The sequence below is a fragment of the Mesobacillus subterraneus genome, from assembly GCF_023715485.1.
GTDB classification, from domain to species: domain Bacteria; phylum Bacillota; class Bacilli; order Bacillales; family Cytobacillaceae; genus Mesobacillus; species Mesobacillus subterraneus_B.
In genome coordinates this window covers 159,440-175,967 of record NZ_JAMBOF010000004.1, presented here as the reverse complement: position 1 = coordinate 175,967, position 16,528 = coordinate 159,440, and the positions used below count along the sequence as shown (strand labels likewise).

Sequence of the window (16,528 nt, the reverse complement as noted above, 5' to 3'; positions counted from 1 at the left end):
TTTCTCCTTTCATTAAAACAGGAGTTCCCGCCATGGGAAAGGAGGGAACTCCTGTTTCGGTACACTTGTATTATTTACATTGTTTCATGGAAAGTCCGGTTGATTACATCCATCTGCTGTTCACGTGTAAGCTTGATGAAGTTTACTGCATATCCAGAAACACGAATTGTCAGCTGCGGATATTCTTCCGGATGCTCCATCGCATTTAACAGAGTTTCCCGGTTAAACACGTTTACGTTTAAATGGTGACCGTCTTTGATCGCATAGCCATCAAGGATGGAAACTAGGTTATTTGTACGGCTGTTTTCATCTTTCCCAAGTGCTTTTGGCACGATGGAGAATGTGTTTGAAATTCCGTCCAAAGCATAGCTATATGGAAGCTTTGCTACAGATGACAGGGAAGCGAGTGTTCCTTTAGTATCGCGGCCATGCATTGGGTTAGCACCTGGAGCGAATGGTTCACCAGCACGTCTTCCATCCGGTGTATTACCTGTCTTTTTACCATAAACGACGTTGGAAGTGATCGTTAAGATTGACATGGTATGAACAGAATTGCGATATGTCGGGTGCTTGCGCAGCTTTGTCATGAAGTTTTTCACAAGTTCAACTGCGATGCTGTCCACACGGTCATCGTTGTTTCCGTATTTAGGGAAGTCGCCTTCTGTTTCAAAATCAACTGCAATGCCGTTTTCATCACGGATTACTTTTACCTGTGCATGCTTGATGGCACTCAATGAATCCGCTACTACGCTTAAGCCTGCAATTCCAGTTGCCATTGTGCGAAGGACTTCTGTATCATGCAGCGCCATTTCAATTCTTTCGTAGCTGTATTTATCATGCATGTAGTGGATGACATTAAGAGTATTGATGTAAAGGCCAGCAAGCCATTCCATTACATTATCGAATTTCGCCATTACTTCTTTATAGTCAAGGACTTCAGATGTAATAGGGCTGAAGCCTGGAGCAACTTGAATCTTAAGCTTTTCATCGACACCGCCATTGATTGCGTAAAGCAAAGCTTTCGCCAGGTTGGCGCGTGCTCCGAAGAACTGCATCTGCTTACCGATTTCCATTGCGGAAACACAGCAGGCAATTCCGTAGTCATCGCCATATTCACAGCGCATCAAATCGTCATTTTCATATTGGATTGAGCTTGTTTTGATTGACATTTCAGCACAATACTTCTTGAAGTTCTCAGGCAGGGCAGGTGACCATAGCACTGTCAGGTTTGGCTCTGGAGCCGGTCCGAGATTATCAAGTGTGTGAAGGAAGCGGAAAGAATTCTTCGTTACAAGTGATTGCCCGTTATGTGCAATACCTCCGATTGATTCAGTTACCCAGGTAGGGTCACCGCTGAATAACTCGTTGTAGTCAGGAGTACGCGCAAATTTTACCAAACGAAGCTTCATGACAAAATGGTCAACAATTTCCTGTGCTTCTTTTTCAGTCAGTGTGCCATTTTGCAGGTCGCGTTCAATATAGATATCAAGGAATGTTGCAACACGGCCAAGGCTCATCGCTGCACCATTCTGCTCTTTGATTGCTGCAAGGTATGCAAAGTAAACCCATTGGAAGGCTTCCACTGCATTGGACGCTGGCTTGGAAATATCATAGCCATAGCTCTGGGCAAGCTGCTTCAATTCATTCAATGAGCGGTATTGCTCAGAGATTTCTTCCCTGAGGCGCATTGTGTCCTCAGTCATGACGCTGCTTGTCATTCCATGATCTTTTTTCTTTTGCTCCATCAGGAAGTCTATTCCATAAAGAGCTACACGGCGGTAGTCGCCAATGATGCGGCCGCGTCCATAAGCATCCGGCAGTCCAGTAATGATTCCGGCTTTACGGGCCTGGAGCATTTCTTTTGTATAAACATCGAACACACCCTGGTTATGCGTTTTACGGAAGTCGGTGAAAATCTTTTCTACCTCTTTATCCAATTCATAACCATATGCCTCGCATGCTGCTTTTGCCATCCGAATGCCGCCAAAAGGCTGCATAGAGCGTTTGAATGGCTTTTCGGTCTGGAAGCCTACAACTTTTTCTTTACTCTGATCAAGATAGCCAGGTCCATGGGATGTAATAGTGGATACTACTTTGGTATCCATATCAAAGACACCGCCATTGTCGCGTTCCTGTTTCGTTAATTCCATAACCTGCTGCCATAAAAGGTTCGTTTCATCAGTGGCTCCTTCCAGGAAGCTGGAATCACCTGTATATTCAGAGAAATTTTTTAATATGAAGTCGCGTACGTTTATATCTTCCTGCCACGCACCAGTTTTAAAACCTTTCCATTGTTCCATTTTAGGTCACCTCTAAAGTAAATATTTATATAACAGTTACTACACTTTCATCATACTATGACTGTAACAGTTTTTGTGTGACGAATTTGTGAAAATGTGAACAAACTAAGTAAAATGGTGAAATACCTATATTTTCATTTAGGAAAATTAAATCTGTATTATAATGAATTGATTCCGTTGGGAAACTGTTATATAAAAAGTAGATTATATATTTAATCTTATCAGGAATTATTGTCACTATGGTTATGTTGTTTTGTATGTTTTGTGTCAAAAAAGAAAGGAGGGTGAAAAAAGAAAAAACAGGACAGTGAGTCCTGTTTTAGGGTGCGAATCAATTAATCGACGACAATGTAAGCAATCATTGGTCCACTATTTTCGGCCGTAGGATGTGTAAGGCATATTAGCCTATAGGTTCCTTCTTTGTTAAATTGCAACGGGATGACTGTTTCCTCTCCTTTTTTGACAAGGCCTTTAATATCTGTGCCTTCAATGATGAATGGATGTTCTGTCCCGTTGACACCAAGGATTTTCAAGTGGACTTTTTCATCTTTTTCCAAAAAAATCGTTCCAGGATCCCAGCGGTATGCTTCGATTTCTTTTCCGTCGGCAGTAGCAGATTTGAATTCACCAGTCACCATGTGAATCTCGCGGATTTTCTCATTCTGCCCGCCGATCGCAGGTGCGGCATCCGGCTTGAAACTTATCCATAGTGTCCCGATCATTGCTGCAAAAATAATAATTCCCAATAAGTATAAAACCCTTTTTTTAACCACGAAGAAATGCATAAATTCACCCCCTTTTTTAAAATGTATGCTAGTCCATATAGAGAACTTGTCTAATTTTTTCATGAATTTAAGTAGGTATAGATTAACACTGCAATTACAAACTAAGGATTAGATGGAAATTAAGGAGGAAGCTATGTACCGCTTATTTACACATAATGATTTAGATGGGGTAGCCTGCGGGATTCTTTTCAGGCTGGCCTTCGGTGAAAAAGCAGATGTACGTTATAATTCAGTTTCAGGTCTTAACTACCAGGTCGAGCGTTATTTAGAGAGCATGAATGACCGGATGAAGAAAGAGGACTACCTATACATAACCGACCTGTCCGTCAATCAAGAGAATGCCGAAATAATTAACCAATTTGTATCAGAAGGGGGAAACGCTAAGCTCATTGACCATCATAAAACAGCTTTGCACTTTAATGATTACACTTGGGGTGTTGTAAAGGTAGAAGATGATAGAGGGGTTCTGACGAGTGCAGCTTCGTTGGTTTACGAATATCTGGTACATGAGAATCATCTGCAAAAAAATGGTTCGCTCGATGACTTTGTTGAGCTTGTCAGGCAGTATGACACATGGGATTGGGATATCCATAAAAATTACAGGGCGAAAAATTTGAACGATTTATTTTATATGGTATCGATTGAAGAATTTGAAGAGCGTATTGTCCCGCGACTTCAATCAGGTGATTGTTTTGAATTTGATGATTTCGAACAAAAACTGCTTGAAATGGAAGAGGATAAAATCGAGCGGTATATTAAGAGGAAGAAACGAGAAATTATCCAAATCAGCTCCGATGCGTTATTTGGAGGCGTCGTTCATGCCGAGTCCTATCATTCGGAGTTAGGCAATGAATTAGGAAAGGAATTTCCACACCTGGATTATATAGCGATTCTTAACCTTGGAGGCAGGAAAATTAGCTTCCGGACGGTACATGATCACGTAGATGTGTCAGCGATTGCAGGAGAATTTGGCGGCGGAGGCCATGCAAAGGCAGCAGGCTGCACAATGAATGGAGAAGCATATAAACGCTATATAGATCAAGCTTTCCAACTAGACCCCATCAAGCAGGATGCGACAAGGAATGTATATAACCTAAAAGAATCAAGGGATGGCTGTCTGTATGAAAACCGGGACCGCGACTTGTTCCTGATTTATAAAGATGGAAAACGATATTTTGTTTCAATGGATAACAAGGAACCTTCTGGACCATTTGAGAGTTTTGCAATGGCTGAACGTTTTTTAAAAAGAGAATTTGGAGCGGCATTGGCAAGGGATGAAATATATGTCGGATATCTTGAGTCGATTGTCCATCAGATTAAGAGCAAAAGAGGACCAACAAGCAACTAATTGTGTGCCCTTCGTAAAGTGCATTTTTAGAAAAGGCCAGGCTGTTCTAGAAGATGATCCCTGTAATGAACGTATTGAACAGGGATCATCTTTTCATTTTCCGTCGATACCTGTAGTGATTGCAGGAGTAGAGGGCAACATTGTGACCAGCCAATTTACTTTTGTGCTGCCTAAGTCAATTTATAATTTCTCCTTTATTAACCAATTGCTCCGTTATCTTCATTTTGCCTAATCTAGACAACATTTTAACAACAGTTTTACAACTATGTTTTAGTATTCTATTTTCATTAAAATTCAATAACACTAAACAAATTTCGACATTCATCTGTTAAAATTATTTGTGAGAATAGGAAATTGGATGTGTAATGATGAAAAAGATTTTGGCGCTTTCAATGATACTAATCAGCATGTATACCCACACTGAAACGGTACGGGCGGATGAAGGTGTTTCAGAGTTGACTTCTGAGGCTGCCGTTTTGATGGACACGCAGTCCGGCGCAATCCTTTTTGGTAAAAATGAAGAAAACAAGATGTACCCTGCTAGCCTCACCAAAATGGCTACGGCCATTTACGCGATTGAAAATGCTGACCTGAACGAGCAGGTGGTCGTAAGTGAAGATGTATTGAATATTGATGGCACAAGGGTTTACCTTAATCCAGGAGAACAGGTCCCATTGAAAAAGCTTGTGCAGGGGATGATGATTAACTCTGGCAACGATGCTGCTTTGGCAATCGCACTTCATATCGATGGATCGATTGAAGAGTACTCACAGAATATTAATAAGTTCCTAGAGACCAAAATCGGTGTAACATCCACGCATTTTATAAATCCTCATGGGTTGTTCGATGAGAACCATTATACAACGGCAAAGGATTTAGGCTTAATTTTGAACTATGCAATGAAGAATTCAGACTTCCGTGAAATATTTGGAACAAAACAATTGGATTGGGATGGAGAATCATGGGATACAACAATCATGTCTCACCACCGGATGTTAAAAGGTGAAATTCCATACGAATGGGTCACAGGCGGGAAAACGGGTTTTGTTGACCAATCAAAGCAAACGCTTGCAACCACAGCTGATAATGGCCAGATGAAACTGACAGCAATTTTGTTGAAATCAGAGTATAAGAGAAAAATTTATGAGGACACAATCAAACTTTTTGATTATGGGTTTACTAGTTTCAAATCTTCGCAGATTATAAAAGGTGAAGAATTCAAAAAAGGAAAACTAAAGTTCAAAGCAGCTGATGATGTCTTTCTTACAGAGCCTATTGAACAAGGTAAGAGAATGATCGATACCGAAGGAGTATTGACGATACAGGATGCAAACGGGGAGATCATCCAGTCTGTCGAGCTTAAACCGTCTATAGAAAAGAAGCCTGAAGTGACAAAAACGACTCAAGAGCTAAAACAAAGCGGTGTATTGACCCTGAACTCGATAATCGGAGCTGCATTGTTCATACTTGCAGCATTTGTGTGGTTTCTGAACCGTAAACAAAAAAAGAACAGAAGATTTCGAAGCAGGTGATACAACCTGCTTTCAGTTTGTCGAAAAAGGGGTTTGGAATGGTCTCATTCAAAACCCCTTTTTAATATCATAGAGTTTTTACATGTGGACAGAATCTTCTTAGCTACAGTTTCTGGGCCATTGCTGGACTAATTTTAGAAGTCCTGTTGATTGTAGTGGAAGGCGCGCAGACTCCTCCGAAAATGCTAACGCATTTTCATCGTGCGTGGGCAAGTTCAAGGAAGCCAATCAATGTCCTGCGGGATCAGCTGGACAGGTGAGACCCCGGAGGAGCTTGCGGCGAGGAGGCTCACCGCCAGCCCCGCGGAAAGCGAAGCGCCTGGAACGGAAATCAACAGACTAATTTACGAAGAAAAGACTCAAGACAAGCCCGATTTGTATGGAGTTTGTCTACTCTAGAAGCAGGTGAGTATAACCTGCTTTTTTATTTTGACAAGGAAAGGAATATAATCCCTGATAAGTAAAAAGGATTGTAAAGAGCCTTCACATTGATTTAAAGATTCTTTACATAGAGTTAATCATAGATTAATAGACCGAATTTATAGTAGAAAGTGAGTTAAATAATTCAACTGGAGGTCTTGAAATGATTAAAGCTAACTTTAAAAAGAAGATTCTCCCGATCGCTGTACTATCTACCGTGGCGTTCGGCAGCTTAGTAGGGACATTTAATGCAGAAGCAAAAACTGAACCAAAAAATAACCGTGCAGAAATTAAAAACGTTATTTTCTTGATTGGTGACGGCATGGGAGTGTCTTATACCTCAGCATACCGTTACTTAAAAGACAATCCAGAAACTCCAGAAATGGAAAAAACCGAATTTGATAAGTATCTTGTAGGGAACCAGATGACATATCCAGAGGATCCTAAACAGAATGTCACTGATTCTGCAGCAGCAGCCACCGCGATGTCTGCCGGTATCAAAACATACAATGCAGCAATCGCTGTTGATAACGACGAATCTCCAGTAAAAACTGTGCTGGAAGCAGCTAAGGAAAATGGCAAGGCTACTGGCCTAGTAGCTACGTCTGAAGTAACACACGCAACTCCAGCTTCATTCGGAGCACACGATATTTCAAGGAAAAATATGAATTCAATCGCTGATGATTACTTTGATGAAATGATCAATGGTGAACATAAAGTAGATGTTATGCTAGGTGGGGGACTGAGCAACTTCGTCCGCCCAGACAGAAATCTAACAGAGGAATTCGAAAAGGCCGGCTATAGCTATGTGACAGACAAAAATCAAATGCTGAATGACAAAAATGGAAAAGTTCTTGGCCTCTTTGCTGAAGGCGGGTTGCCAAAAAAGATTGACCGTGAAGAAAACACTCCATCCTTAGCGGATATGACAACATCTGCAATTGAGCGATTAAACCAGGACAAGGACGGCTTTTTCCTAATGGTTGAAGGCAGCCAGGTAGACTGGGCAGGACATGATAATGATATCGTTGGTGCAATGAGCGAGATGGAAGACTTTGAGCAGGCATATAAGGCAGCAATCGAGTTTGCCAAGAAGGACAAGCACACTCTGGTTGTTGCAACCGCTGACCATTCAACCGGAGGATATTCAATAGGTGCTGATGGGGAATATAATTGGTTCGGAGCTCCGATTAAGGCAGCGAAACGCACACCGGATTTCATGGCAGCAGAAATTGCAAATGGTGCTGATGTTGAAGGAACATTAAAGAAATATATTGATTTAGAGTTAACAACAGAAGAGATTCAAACTGTAAAGGATGCAGCTGTTACAAAGAAAGTATTAAATATCGATAACGCGATTGAAAAGATTTTCGATAAACGTTCACATACCGGCTGGACTACCGGAGGACACACAGGAGAGGACGTTCCGGTATATGCGTTCGGACCAGGTAAAGAGCGCTTCTACGGGCAGATTGATAATACAGACAATGCAAAGAATATTTTTGAAATTCTTGAAAACGGCAAACGAAAATAAACCTTATATCTCCCGCTGGGTTAAATCCTGGCGGGAAATTTATTAGAGAAGGGGTTTTTCTTAATGAATAAATATATTGCTTTTGTTGCAGCTGTTTTGCTTTTATCAGGTTGTTCCGCAACAGGGAATGATCATAAAAAGGAAATTAAAGCATCTGATGCAAATAACGCAGTTACGAAACATGTCACATCCAATGTATATGTTCCAAATCCTCAAGTTACGGATGACAGAAAATTAATGAAATCTGGGGATACTTTTGCAGACCGCAAAGGTCAACTTACTTTGAAAGCAGTTCAGAATGTAAATAAGAGGTTAACAATTGGCGGCATTCAATACACGATTAAGGATGTTAGACTGCTACATTATGTGCCTGATTATAGCCTGGTTGATTTTTATCATTCATACACGCATGATGAAGAATTTGACTTTGTAAAAGTAAATATTGAAATGGAAAACACTTCTGATGAATACTATCATTTTGCTCCAGTGGCCATGATGAATATAAATGGAACAGTTCATAAAACGTGGGAAGATGATTTTTATCTCGAGGAATTGAATGGTGAGATAGCTCCTGGGCAATTGAAGAGAGGGAACATTGGATTTATTGTTGAGGAACTGGATGAATTGAATCAAATCGAAATTTTATCTGGTGATCTTGTTGGCAATGACAAAAAGAAAGAAGCAGCCCCAGTTAAGCTTTCGATTAAGGTTGAATAAATACTCTTGATAGTACAAGCAACAGAGTTTACGATAAGTGCCATGAATAAAGTAGTGAAGCCATGGGTTTTCCCATGGCTTCTCTTCGGCGGCTGCCTATGATTTTATAAGGGAAGTTGCAAACAGCATCAAAAATGATATTCCTGCCATAACAATTACCCATAGCCAAGCAGATTGCATGTTTCCTGATTCAATGGCAACATAAATGGCAGTGGGAACGGTCTGTGTTTTACCTGGAAGATTACCCGCAAACATTAACGTTGCGCCAAATTCACCGAGGGCTCGTGCAAAACTCAGAATCAACCCAGAGATCAATGTTTTGAGGGAAAGCGGGAATGTAATATGAAGGAAAACCTTCCACTCGCTGGCGCCATCTACCCTTGCCGCTTCTTCGGCTCCTGGGTCAATTGATAGGAATCCGGTTTTTGCGGATTGATACATAAGTGGGAAGGCAACAACTGATGAAGCAATCACAGCGGCCCACCATGTAAACATGATCGGGCTGCCAAATATATCTTCTATCGCTCTGCCGACTGGGCTGTTGATTCCGAAAATGATGATTAATAAAAATCCTACTACCGTTGGCGGCAGTACTAAGGGCAGTGTTATAATCGTTTCCACAGCAGTTTTGCCGAAAAAACGTCGCCTTGATAAAATCCTTGCCGCCAATATGCCGAAAAAGAAAACGATGATGACGGAAATCGATGCGATTCCAAGTGACAGCTTAATAGGCGTCCAAAAATCAGTGCTCATTTTTAATCAATCCAATGCTGCGTTAAAGCCATATTTTTTAAAGATGTCCATTGCTTTTTTATCCTTCAAGAAGTTAAGGAAGGTAATTGCTTCTTTATGATGTTTAGATGAAGCAACTACGCCTGCTGGATAGATAATCAAGTCATGCGAATTTTGAGGGGTAATTTTGGCCACCTCTATTTTATCAGAAATCATTGCGTCTGTTTTATAGACAATTCCTGCATCGACATTGCCGGTTTCAACGTAAGCCAGTACCTGGCGAACATCCTTTGTGTTTATGATTTTATGTTCCAGCTGGCTCCATAATCCAGTTGAAACTAATGCTTGTTTGGCGTACTGGCCAGCTGGTACTGTTTCTGGTGTACCGATGGCGATTCTCTTAATATCTGGACGAAGCAAATCGTCAAGGCTTTCTGCGCCTTGTGTACCCTTTGGTAAAATCAGGACTAATTCATTGCCAAGTAATTGTACACTATGATTTTTATCGATCAAGTTCTTTGAAGTTAGTTGGTGATATTTTTCATTTGATGCAGAAATAAACAGATCCACGGGAGCTCCCTGGGCAATTTGCTGCTGCAAAGAACCGGACCCGCCAAAATTAAAGATGATTTTTATATCTGGGTTTTCATCCATGTATATTTGTCCTGCTTCTTCCAATGCGTCACGGAGACTTGCAGCCGCAGAGATAGTAAGCTCTTTTTGACGGCTGCCTTCTCCGTCTTCGCAGCCTGATACGAATAGCGTTAAAACTAATAATATCCTTATGTATAAGTTCTTCATGCTAGACATCCCCTTAAAACAGTACCCGTTTTACACATTATCAATTGCTATAACTGATTATATCGGATAAACACCATTTGGGCATGGAAAAAATATCACAAGTTAGTGAAATGACAGACGAAGAAGGCGGAGGCATGGTTCATAAAACAAAAAAAACTGCCGAAAGGCAGCTTTGATAAGAGTTATTGTCCAGATTTTTGGTCGATTTGCCTGCAAACTTCGTCTGCAGAAAGGCCGCTTGCCTCGATCACTGATCCTTGGATTGTTACATCCTGCATTCCCATGACATTTGAATCTGTACCACTGACTACGCAGAAATCACAGCCTTGTGCATCTGCTTCCTGGCGCAGCTCAACGACGTCATGACCTTTTTCACGCAAAGCTTCTGAAATGTTAGTTAAAGACTGTTCTACACCAACTCTTGCCATTAATCACACCTCCTCACTAATCTAAGTTGTCCGTGACAAGAATAAAATATTCTCCGCGCAGGACAATATTAAGGAAGGATGATTATCAAAGGGAGGTGCAGGAATGTCAAAACGAAAAAAAGATCCATCTACCATTGGCTTGAATTCGACACAGGTTGAAGGGCAGGGGACTACAACTAGCGAGACGGGCAGCAGATCAGCCTCATCATCACGGAGAAAGCAGAAAAAGGATTAAACAAAACCCTCGGATTTTTACTTCCGAGGGTTTCTGATTGGTTTATGCGTACATGTCAGCAATTTGTTTTTGAAGATCCTGATTTTCCAGGTATTCATCATAGGTCATCTGTTTATCCACGAGGCCTGCAGGAGTAATCTCCATGATCCTGTTAGCAACTGTTTCAACGAACTGATGGTCATGAGACGAGAAGATCATTGAACCTTTAAAGTTGATCATTCCGTTGTTAAGTGCCGTAATCGATTCTAGGTCCAAGTGGTTCGTTGGCTCATCAAGAAGGAGCACATTTGATCCAGATAGCATCATTTTGGATAGCATACAGCGCACTTTTTCTCCTCCGGAAAGAACACTTGCTTTTTTCAATACCTCTTCACCTGAGAATAGCATTCTGCCTAGGAAACCGCGAAGGAAACTTTCGCTGTCATCCTTTGGTGAGAACTGGCGCAGCCAGTCAACCAATGTCAGGTCGCAGCCTTCAAAGAATTCGGAGTTATCTTTAGGGAAGTATGCCTGTGAAGTGGTAATACCCCATTTATAGCTCCCGCTGTCAGGCTCCATTTCACCAGCTAGTATTTTGAATAATGTTGTAACCGCAAGTTCGTTTTTGCCGACTAGCGCGATTTTATCATCTTTGTTCATAATAAAACTGATATTATCCAATACTTTTACGCCATCGATTGTTTTGGATAAGCCATCGACTCTTAAAAGGTCATTGCCGATTTCTCGTTCTGGCGTAAATCCGACGTATGGGTATTTACGGGATGAAGGTTTAATATCGTCCAGAGAAATCTTATCAAGCAGTTTTTTACGGGATGTAGCCTGCTTAGATTTAGATGCGTTTGCACTGAATCTCGCAATGAAGGCTTGCAATTCCTTAATTTTCTCTTCTTTTTTGCGGTTTGTGTCCGACTGCATTCTCAATGCAAGCTGGCTGGATTCATACCAGAAATCATAGTTACCGACGTAAAGCTGGATTTTTCCAAAGTCAAGGTCAGCAATATGAGTACAAACTTTATTCAAGAAGTGGCGGTCATGGGATACAACAAGCACAGTATTCTCAAAGTTGATCAGGAACTCTTCAAGCCATTGGATTGCCTTAATATCAAGGTGGTTCGTAGGTTCATCTAGCAGAAGTACATCTGGTTTGCCAAATAAAGCTTGTGCAAGAAGAACTTTTACTTTTTCTCCACCGCCGATATCAGCCATCTTCTTATCATGAAGCTCTTCACCAATTCCAAGACCTTTCAGGAGAATTGCGGCCTCTGATTCAGCTTCCCAGCCATTCAGTTCAGCAAATTCGCCTTCTAGCTCTGCAGCCTTCATACCGTCTTCGTCAGTGAAGTCAGCTTTCATATAAATAGCATCTTTTTCCTGCATAACTTCATATAAACGGCTGTGCCCCATAATAACTACTTTCAGGACTTCAACGTCTTCATATTCAAAGTGGTTCTGCTTCAAAACTGCAAGTCGCTCACCAGGAGATAAAGAGACATTGCCTGATTGCGCTTCGATTTCACCAGACAATATTTTAAGGAATGTTGATTTGCCTGCACCGTTCGCGCCAATTAGGCCATAGCAATTTCCAGGTGTGAATTTAATATTTACGTCTTCAAATAGCTTACGGTCACCATATCTCAAGCCTACATTTTGAACTGTAATCATTTATTTAGTAGCCTCCATTAATATATATCCCAAAGATTATATCATGTTTAACGAACGGTAGCGAATTCTTTTTCTTTATCCAGTGTGGTTACAGCTAATAACGCAATTTTATTTTGTAATAAGGTTAGTCTACATTCATTAATAGATTGATCCTTTTAAAAGTAATTGTTAACTTTGCATCTATGCTGATTGGAGCAGAAATCAACAGGCAGGTTTAACAGAGCAGAGGGTAATAATAACTTTCTGTTTCCTGAATCAAGAAGGGATAAAAGTCGTGAAAAAAATGTATCCAATTATTACTTTGGAATAGAAAAAATCGTAAAAGTTACGAAAGGAACCGAGAGGAAAATCAACTATTATGATAAAAAGTGTTTTTAACTATTTAAAAATGGGAAAAGGCGAGAGTAGCAAAGAAAATTACCGAAGCAAATGACAATTAGTTAAATAGACAAATAGTAATGGACACGAAGAAGAAAAGGGTACAAACGTTTATATTGGGAAATTTCTCGGAAAATTTTTCCTCACTATGTCAATTTTTTTGCTCGTTTTCACACATTTTTCATATTTTTCATGTAAAATAATAATAGACAAAGAAGGATAAAAGGAGTTTTTGAAATGGCTAAAAAGCAGCTGGTTGATTTTGTTAACCGCCTAAAAGAATCAGGGATAAAAGTCAGCTTTACTAAGCCAAAATCAGAATTTTTCTCCCTGCAAAAGACTGAGAAACATCCCACCACTGTAAATTCACACTAAAATAGCCAGGCTCTTTTCGTGCCCATGGCGGTTTCACTTCATCCAGCTTAAATCAACAGCCAATACGAAAATAGTCTATTGTTGCAATGGATGGTAATAGCCTCCATTAAAAAAAGCGGTGGAATTTCACCGCTTTTTTGCATGCTTATAATTCATCCATGATTGCATCGAAGACTTTGTCTTTATTGAATTCTTCCCCCATTGGGAATTTTTTTATGAATTTATTATTTTCATCAATCAAATAAGTGAAAGTGCTGTGGACATAAAATCCATTCCCTGGGTCACGGTATTGGAATTTAAAAGTATCGGCTACCTGCTTGATTTTTTGTTGTTCCTCCATGATATTGGCTGGATCACCTGTTAAGAAAATCCAGTTCCCATCATTTTCGAGCCCGAAATTCTCCATATACATTCTTAAGACTTCCGGAGTATCGCGGTAAGGGTCAATTGTTACAGTGATAAATTGGACCTTATCTCCGTATGCGCCCTGCTCAACGAGGTCTTTCCTAAGTAAATTCATTTTTTGTGTAGTGGTAGGGCAGATATCAGGGCAATGTGTATAGATGAATTCAACCAACTTGATTGTTTCGGTCTGTTCTCCAAAAGTATAATTCTTTTCATCCATGGTAACGAGCGTGATGTCGTCCGGAATCTTTGCATTTGCATCCCGAATCAGGAAATAAGATATTCCAGAAGTGATGCCTATTAATACGATCAATGAGCTTATAATATATATTTTTTTCATAACGCAAGCCTCCCCCTTATAAGATATAAGAATTCATAGGAAAATCATATGGACATTGTGTGAACTATGTAAAACAGGAAAGTTGCCGGAACTTATTGAGTGAATATTCTTGAAATATGAAGTATCCGATTTATAATAAAATGATAACAAGAATTTTTGTTTATGGACATTAAAGGGGACTTTAGCGTGAAACCTGCAAAATTAGTTAAATATTTTTTGCAAATAGCGGGATTGATTGTGATTAATAAAGCAGGCTTTTATGTTGTTGAGTATTTCAATCTCCTTATCCCTGGCAATGTAGCGGGAATGGTCTTCCTGTTGATTTTGTTATGGACGAAGATAGTCAGGCTGGAATGGTTTGAGGAAGCTTCTGATTTTCTCGTTAAGCATTTATCCTTCTTTTTTGTATCAATTTCAGTTGGGTTGATGACGCTTGGAGGGGTGCTTGCGAATAATGGGATACAGCTCGCAGTGATCTTGATTTTCAGCGCGGTTATCGGGATGTCGTTTGCTGGAATTACGGCCCATATTCTCGCTAATCGGAAGGAGGGTGCAAAGGCTGGAAATGCTAATAACGATTTTTAGTATAGTCATAACTTTGACGGCTTATATTCTCTCAAGAATAGCTGCGGGCAAATATCCTTCTCCATTGACGTCTCCGGTATTTTTAAGCACGGTCATGGTGATTTCCATTTTGCTGTTTCTGAAAATACCATATAAGGACTATGCTCCTGGAAGCGATATGATGACATATTTTTTAGGGCCGGCTACTGTAGCGTTAGCTGTTCCACTGTATAAGCAAAGAAAAGTGATTTCAGCTAATTTTATCCCGGCTTTTGCCGGAGTATTGATTGGAACAGTTTCAACAATAATATCAGCAGTCATACTTGCAAAAATAATGAACCTATCAAATAGCATAATCATGTCTTTAACGGTCAAATCTATCACTATACCAGTCGCTTCGGAAGTATCAAAGATCATCGGTGCAGACTCCGTTTTGGTGGCTGCCTTTGTCATGATTACTGGGATGTGTGGTGCTATGCTCGGTCCTTGGCTTATGAACATACTCAATATCAGGGATGCTTTTGCAAGAGGATTGGCGATCGGTACGATTGCCCATGGAATCGGTACCGCCGAGGCTGCCAGGGAAGGTGAACTCCAGGGGGCGGTTTCAGGAGCGGCAATGGGTCTGGCTGCAATCATTACTTCCGTAGCAATTCCAGCTATTCTCCCGGTATTTTTATAGGAATGATCATCACGAATAAAAAGGAAGCTGCAGGCAACAGCTTCCTCACTTTTTGGTCAATCTATATTGCAATACTCAATTGGACAATTCTCGCAGTCTATTTCCTGTTTTAAAAATTGCATATCATGAATGATGATTCTTTTTTTATGAATTGAGATGTACCCTCCATCGCGCAATTCCCCGAGCATACGGCTTACACTTTCCCTGGCTGTACCACAATAATTTGCCAGATCTTGGTTTGTGATCGGAACATTGATGTGGATCCCATCCTCTTTTTCAATTCCATAACTGTTGGAAAGCCTGATAAGGGTTGAATACAGTGCTCCTTTTTTTCCGTGCAGGACGAGGTCTCGGAACTTAGTGATGGTCTTGCGGATATGATCGTTCATCCATCTAAGGAATTGGTAGGCAAGCTGGCTGTTGTTGAATAAGGTTTGCTCAAGAGTCTCGATATTGATTGCGGCTGCTTCACCATCTTCCAGAATCTTCGCATTGAATAAATAGCGTGGCCCGACTGAAAATAATGTTAATTCACCAACGATGTCGTTTTCCTTGCATAACCTCAGGTATAATTCCTTTCCCTCGGCATTCATTTTTGAGATTTGGACTTTTCCCGATAGGATAATATACATTTCTTTTGCTTCCTGGCCTTCACGGAATAGGAATGTACCTTTTTTAAATTTAACGATTTTTTCAGATGCTTTTATTAATTCCCCGATCTCGTAGGTCAGTTTCTTTTCGTATTTATGCCCAGCCACTCTAACCCCACCTTTTTCCGTCCCTTGTTACCCTTATTTAAATGAAATATAAACAACAGGTCAATAGAGAAAATGTGAACATTTTCTTCGCAGTGCCCATTTTATGAGAAATGGAGGGATATGGTTGACTTTACAAAATTCAGGATGTAATCTGTGAAGGAAGATATATTTTTTTAAGGGAGTATGTTGTATGTTAGGTGTCGTTCTTAACTAATCCGTTAATTTAATACGGTCAATCCGGAATATTTTTAAATGAGGCCTTTTATTAGGTTTGTTTAGTTATGTGCCGAGGTTGAATGTTAAGAACAATGAACATAGTAAAGCATGCTCGATATCCGTAAGCATCAGCTGTGTACTTGTACACGGCTTTTTCTTATCGGAAAAATGACCCTGCAGCATAGACTGCCAGGCGTTTTTGAAGCCGCTTTGGACATTGTTCCATTGCGGCTTTTTATATTTTTAATGGATAAAGGTCATTGTTGATTGGGCTTGAAAGCATAAACCCTACAGGGAGATTAACAAGCAAGTTTAA

At 40.4% G+C, this 16,528-nt stretch carries 16 protein-coding genes; 8 read left to right on the top strand and 8 right to left on the bottom strand.

Going from position 1 to position 16,528, the window contains the following annotated elements; genetic code table 11:
- Positions 1 to 74 precede the first annotated feature (74 nt).
- Entirely contained in the window at positions 75 to 2,300 is a 2,226-nt protein-coding gene (gene pflB, locus M3204_RS07505; protein WP_251480396.1) for a formate C-acetyltransferase, read from the bottom strand.
- Positions 2,301 to 2,635: 335 nt separating this feature from the next.
- Positions 2,636 to 3,085 carry a hypothetical protein gene (locus M3204_RS07500; RefSeq protein WP_251480393.1) on the bottom strand — a complete coding sequence of 150 codons (450 nt, stop codon included), beginning with the start codon at positions 3,083 to 3,085 and terminating at the stop codon, positions 2,636 to 2,638.
- A gap of 133 nt (positions 3,086 to 3,218) precedes the next feature.
- Between M3204_RS07500 and M3204_RS07495 the strand changes: the two genes are divergently transcribed.
- The 4 genes from M3204_RS07495 (at position 3,219) to M3204_RS07480 (ending at position 8,636) form a co-directional block, all read left to right on the top strand.
- Complete coding sequence (locus M3204_RS07495; protein ID WP_251480391.1) at positions 3,219 to 4,433, top strand: DHH family phosphoesterase; 1,215 nt, start codon at positions 3,219 to 3,221, stop codon at positions 4,431 to 4,433.
- A gap of 365 nt (positions 4,434 to 4,798) precedes the next feature.
- The gene (locus tag M3204_RS07490; protein ID WP_251480388.1) at positions 4,799 to 5,965 is read left to right on the top strand and encodes a D-alanyl-D-alanine carboxypeptidase family protein; all 1,167 of its coding nucleotides are present in this window, start codon (positions 4,799 to 4,801) and stop codon (positions 5,963 to 5,965) included.
- A gap of 583 nt (positions 5,966 to 6,548) precedes the next feature.
- Positions 6,549 to 7,919, top strand: a complete 1,371-nt coding sequence (locus M3204_RS07485) for an alkaline phosphatase (RefSeq protein ID WP_251480385.1) — start codon at positions 6,549 to 6,551, stop codon at positions 7,917 to 7,919.
- Positions 7,920 to 7,982: 63 nt separating this feature from the next.
- Positions 7,983 to 8,636, top strand: a complete 654-nt coding sequence (locus M3204_RS07480) for a DUF4352 domain-containing protein (protein ID WP_251480384.1) — start codon at positions 7,983 to 7,985, stop codon at positions 8,634 to 8,636.
- Positions 8,637 to 8,732: 96 nt separating this feature from the next.
- Here the strand turns inward: M3204_RS07480 and modB are convergent, their stop codons facing one another.
- The 3 genes from modB to M3204_RS07465 form a co-directional block, all read right to left on the bottom strand.
- On the bottom strand, positions 8,733 to 9,389 hold the full coding sequence (gene modB / locus M3204_RS07475) for a molybdate ABC transporter permease subunit (protein ID WP_251480383.1): 657 nt from the start codon (positions 9,387 to 9,389) through the stop codon (positions 8,733 to 8,735).
- 6 nt (positions 9,390 to 9,395) lie between these two features.
- Positions 9,396 to 10,169, bottom strand: coding sequence for a molybdate ABC transporter substrate-binding protein (gene modA, locus M3204_RS07470; RefSeq protein ID WP_251480381.1), 774 nt, complete (start codon positions 10,167 to 10,169; stop codon positions 9,396 to 9,398).
- 182 nt (positions 10,170 to 10,351) lie between these two features.
- A complete protein-coding gene (locus M3204_RS07465; RefSeq protein ID WP_251480379.1) occupies positions 10,352 to 10,597 on the bottom strand; it encodes a YkuS family protein in 246 nt (81 codons plus the stop codon).
- Positions 10,598 to 10,700: 103 nt separating this feature from the next.
- Between M3204_RS07465 and M3204_RS07460 the strand changes: the two genes are divergently transcribed.
- Positions 10,701 to 10,832: a YuzL family protein gene (locus M3204_RS07460; RefSeq protein ID WP_251480377.1), complete on the top strand. Its 132-nt coding sequence runs from the start codon at positions 10,701 to 10,703 to the stop codon at positions 10,830 to 10,832.
- A 42-nt stretch (positions 10,833 to 10,874) separates the two neighbouring features.
- On the opposite strand, the gene M3204_RS07455 is transcribed toward M3204_RS07460, so the two are convergent.
- Positions 10,875 to 12,494, bottom strand: a complete 1,620-nt coding sequence (locus M3204_RS07455; protein ID WP_251480375.1) for an ABC-F family ATP-binding cassette domain-containing protein — start codon at positions 12,492 to 12,494, stop codon at positions 10,875 to 10,877.
- Positions 12,495 to 13,109: 615 nt separating this feature from the next.
- Between M3204_RS07455 and M3204_RS07450 the strand changes: the two genes are divergently transcribed.
- Entirely contained in the window at positions 13,110 to 13,247 is a 138-nt protein-coding gene (locus tag M3204_RS07450) for a hypothetical protein (protein ID WP_023627787.1), read from the top strand.
- Positions 13,248 to 13,392: 145 nt separating this feature from the next.
- Here M3204_RS07450 and M3204_RS07445 read toward each other — a convergent pair whose 3' ends face one another.
- Positions 13,393 to 13,992, bottom strand: a complete 600-nt coding sequence (locus M3204_RS07445; RefSeq protein WP_251480373.1) for an SCO family protein — start codon at positions 13,990 to 13,992, stop codon at positions 13,393 to 13,395.
- A 186-nt stretch (positions 13,993 to 14,178) separates the two neighbouring features.
- Between M3204_RS07445 and M3204_RS07440 the strand changes: the two genes are divergently transcribed.
- Together M3204_RS07440 and M3204_RS07435 are read left to right on the top strand one after the other, a co-directional pair.
- Positions 14,179 to 14,577 (top strand): CidA/LrgA family protein, encoded by a 399-nt coding sequence (locus tag M3204_RS07440; RefSeq protein WP_251480371.1) that lies wholly within the window; start codon positions 14,179 to 14,181, stop codon positions 14,575 to 14,577.
- On the top strand, positions 14,543 to 15,238 hold the full coding sequence (locus M3204_RS07435; RefSeq protein WP_353056013.1) for an LrgB family protein: 696 nt from the start codon (positions 14,543 to 14,545) through the stop codon (positions 15,236 to 15,238). The genes M3204_RS07440 and M3204_RS07435 overlap by 35 nt, the downstream gene beginning before the upstream one ends.
- Before the next feature lie 56 nt (positions 15,239 to 15,294).
- Here M3204_RS07435 and M3204_RS07430 read toward each other — a convergent pair whose 3' ends face one another.
- Entirely contained in the window at positions 15,295 to 15,996 is a 702-nt protein-coding gene (locus M3204_RS07430) for a Crp/Fnr family transcriptional regulator (RefSeq protein ID WP_251480369.1), read from the bottom strand.
- Between the last annotated feature and the right edge of the window lie 532 nt (positions 15,997 to 16,528).